Genomic DNA, 3,503 nt, shown 5'->3' with positions numbered 1-3,503 from the left:
CCTGGTATCCCCGCCAAATCATCAGGCCCGACGCGACAACCATCATGATGATGAGGGCCGCACCGCCCCCCAGCACCAGCCGCCCGCGAGCCATCCGTTCCATTCGCGCGCTCATGGCGCACCATCCCGATTACGATCCGGCAGAAGGGCGTCGACCACCTCCTTCAAATCGGGAAACCGCAAGGGTTTGGTCAGAAAGGCATTCGCTCCGGCATCCATGGCCCGCCCCTCCACCGTAGGATCATGGGACGCGGTAACCAGAACGATTGGAACGAGGCGACCGGCTTCTGTTTGCCGGATGGAACGGGTGTACTGGATCCCGTCCATCTCGGGCATCATGAAATCGACAATGATGAGATCGGGTATGCCGGACCGGCATGCCGCCAACGCAGCAATGGGATCGGAGTGAAGCTCGGCCACATGTCCCAACTTGCGGACCATGGAGGCCATCACGAACAGATTGACATCGCTGTCATCCACCACCTGCACCACCATGACCGTTCTCCAGCCTCGCATGACAATTCTGACCTGGAGGCTGCATGTTCCATGCCACGGAAACGGCGGCTTTTTGCGGGAGAAACCGGCGCTGATTCGCATTTTGCAATGAAGTTTGCGAAAACATCCTCCTGGTGGGGCCGGTAAAACGGCATGCAACGTGAAAGCTCCACTCCAGATCGCATGATTTGGGAGCGACCTCATGAATGCCATTGCCTCATTACACCCGATTCTGGGAAACGATCATCGCGTCCGTTGGCAGGAGGAACGCCTGCGCATGGAGGGGCTGCCCAATCTGCGCTTCACGCCCGCCGGTATCCGACGGGCACGGGTTTCCGGCCTCATCCACGGCCTTCAAGGATTGTTCGGCTGGGGGGTGAAGGCTCTTGGCCTTTCGAAGCGGGCGACCGCCAACATGCTCGACATCCAGGTCACCGAGCATGTGCTGCACTGTTCCGCCCTGCCGGTGGAGTTTGATGACTACTCCATCCTCCACGTCAGTGACCCTCACTTCGACGCCCACCCTTCACTGGGGCCGGCGATCATCGCGGCAGCCGGTGCAACCAAACCCGACCTCCTCGTGCTGACGGGCGATTACCGGTTCGGGGAATCGGGTCCCTTCGATCTGGTCGAGACGTGCATGGCGACCCTGGCGGCCAGGGTCCGCCCCAGGGATGGAGCCTGGGCGGTTCTGGGAAATCACGACACCGCCGACATGGTGCCGGCATTCGAGCGCCACGGCATCCAGTGCCTGATCAATGAAACCATGGTCATCCGCCGGGGAAAGGCGCGGCTGGTGGTCACCGGGCTGGACGACGTCCATCGCTATTACACACCAGACGCCAAGGCTGCCTTGGACCTGGAGGGCCACACCAGGACGAACCGCTTCGGACTGGCTCTCGTGCACTCGCCGGATATGGCCCCGGAGGCCGCCGAACGAGGCTACGACCTCTATCTCTGCGGCCACACCCATGGCGGACAGATATGCCTGCCGGGCGGCAAGGCAGTCATGTCTCATCGCCCGGTCCGGCTGGGACACGACACGACCGGTTGGGTCAAGGGCCGCTGGACCGTCGGCGCCATGCAGGGAATCACCAGCCGGGGAGCGGGAGTTTCAGGAATACCGGTCCGTTTCAATGCGCCGCCGGAAATCGGAATCATCCGCTTGAAACCGGTCCTCGGCTCCTGACGCAGGTCAGTTCCAAAGTGCCCGCCTTCACCGGACAGGTAGCTTATCCGTGGTGGTTGACTGGGCTTTCTTCAACATGGGCATGCCCCCCTCCATCAGGTGGGACCGCATTGAAGTCGGCCTGTGCGTCACCATGCTGTCCATGGGCTTCGTGCCCGCCTTCCGCCGGTGCGCTCACCTGAGCCAGCCAGTCACCGGAGGCATGCCCTCCGGAATCACCCGCGCCGTGCGCATCGGACACCTGAGCAAGCCAGTCGCCGCCACCCGCATCACCTTGGTGTCCATGGGAGTCATCGAAGGTCAGGAAATCATGGCCGGCATCCTGATACCCCGCATCGCCTCCACTGATTCCTCCCAGATGCCCAGCTCCTCCAACCTCTTGCACCTCACCGCCATGGCCCGTGTCATGAGCCACAACTGCACTGTCATGCGTGCCGTCCGGGGCACCAAGGTCCATCTTTGCTCCCGGATTATCCGGATCGACCTTGCCGGGGTCGTTGCCGTGGCCGTGATCGTCATGCTCCTTGGCGTCAACCTCGGGCTTTCCGTCCGGTGAAGCTTGGTCCGTCTTTGCTCCCGGATTGTCCGGATCGATCTTGCCGGGGTCGTTGCCGTGGCCGTGATCGTCATGCTCCTTGGCATCAACCTCGGGCTTTCCGTCCGGTGAGGCTTGGTCCGTCTTTGCTCCCGGATTGTCCGGATCGATCTTGCCGGGGTCGTTGCCGTGGCCGTGATCGTCATGCTCCTTGGCATCAACCTCGGGCTTTCCGTCCGGTGAGGCTTGGTCCGTCTTTGCTCCCGGATTGTCCGGATCGATCTTGCCGGGGTCGTTGCCGTGGCCGTGANGCTTGGTCCGTCTTTGCTCCCGGATTGTCCGGATCGATCTTGCCGGGGTCGTTGCCGTGGCCGTGATCGTCATGCTCCTTGGCATCAACCTCGGGCTTTCCGTCCGGTGAGGCTTGGTCCGTCTTTGCTCCCGGATTATCCGGATCGATCTTGCCGGGGTCGTTGCCGTGGCCGTGATCGTCATGCTCCTTGGCACCAACCTCGGACTTTCCGTCCGGAGCTGAGTTAGCCTCAGCATGGGCGGTGGCAGCAACGTCATCCGCCTTATCCGCAGCATCATGTGCCGTATTGGCGTCGGCGTGAGCGGCGGCAGCAGCACTATCGGCGCTGTCGGCGGCGGCATGAGCCTCCGCCGCGGCAACCCTGGCCGATTGAAGGGCATTTGCCGCCGTATCCCGAGCCGAAAGAGCGGAATCTGCCGCAGCATGGGCACTCTCGGAATCAGCCATTGCCTGCTGTAGCTGCGCATCTGCCTTGTCGTCAGCCTCATGGGCCGCCTTGGCCTCATCCTTGGCCTTGTCCAGGGCAGCCTGCGCAGTGGCTACGGACTGGTTGTGATTATCCCACCATCCGATTGCTTTTCCTTTGGGTGCCTTTTCCGAGCTAACCGAATCCAGTGCCTTTTGCGCTGCGGCAACGGCGGCATCGGCCTGGGCGGCAGCTGCATCGGTGGCAGCCGCGACCGCGCTGGCTGCCTTGAGATTGCCGTCAGCGACAGAGGCGGCCTCGACCGCACTCTTCGCAACGCTATCGGCATGACTGAATGAAAGCTCGGACTGCGCGAGAATGGAATCAGCCGCGGCAGCAGTCTGATGGGCGGCTGAGGCGGCTGCATCAGCGGCACTGGCCCGGCTGTCCAGATTGGCGGCAGTCTCATGAGCAGTTGAAGAAGCTTCATCGGCGGCAGGCGCGGCAACCGTTACCTCCACGGCAGGAGCCGGAGCCGCCTCAACCACCGGAGCCGGTGCGGACG

The 3,503-nt window shown here is 62.6% G+C and carries 3 protein-coding genes; 2 read left to right on the top strand and 1 reads right to left on the bottom strand.

All coding sequences use genetic code 11. The features are described from left to right. Nucleotides 1–111: 111 nt before the first annotated feature. Nucleotides 112–495 (bottom strand): response regulator, encoded by a 384-nt coding sequence (locus tag MTBSS4_RS17735; protein WP_173984712.1) that lies wholly within the window; start codon nucleotides 493–495, stop codon nucleotides 112–114. 202 nt (nucleotides 496–697) lie between these two features. Here MTBSS4_RS17735 and MTBSS4_RS17730 point away from each other — a divergent pair, with 202 nt between their 5' ends. Together MTBSS4_RS17730 and MTBSS4_RS17725 are read left to right on the top strand one after the other, a co-directional pair. Next, nucleotides 698–1,684 (top strand): metallophosphoesterase, encoded by a 987-nt coding sequence (locus MTBSS4_RS17730; protein WP_173984711.1) that lies wholly within the window; start codon nucleotides 698–700, stop codon nucleotides 1,682–1,684. Nucleotides 1,685–1,733: 49 nt separating this feature from the next. Further along, nucleotides 1,734–2,240: a hypothetical protein gene (locus MTBSS4_RS17725; RefSeq protein ID WP_173984710.1), complete on the top strand. Its 507-nt coding sequence runs from the start codon at nucleotides 1,734–1,736 to the stop codon at nucleotides 2,238–2,240. Nucleotides 2,241–3,503 lie beyond the last annotated feature (1,263 nt).

Source organism: Magnetospirillum sp. SS-4, from assembly GCF_902729425.1.
GTDB lineage: Bacteria > Pseudomonadota > Alphaproteobacteria > Rhodospirillales > Magnetospirillaceae > Phaeospirillum.
Note: the sequence above shows the minus strand (reverse complement) of the source record. Positions and strands in the feature narration are given on the sequence as shown.

What these genes read in the sequence shown, in the direction of transcription:
- MTBSS4_RS17730 (WP_173984711.1), top strand. Translation starts at nt 698, where the DNA reads ATGAATGCCATTGCCTCATTACACCCGATTCTGGGAAACGATCATCGC.
- MTBSS4_RS17735 (WP_173984712.1), bottom strand. Translation starts at nt 495, where the DNA reads ATGGTGGTGCAGGTGGTGGATGACAGCGATGTCAATCTGTTCGTGATG.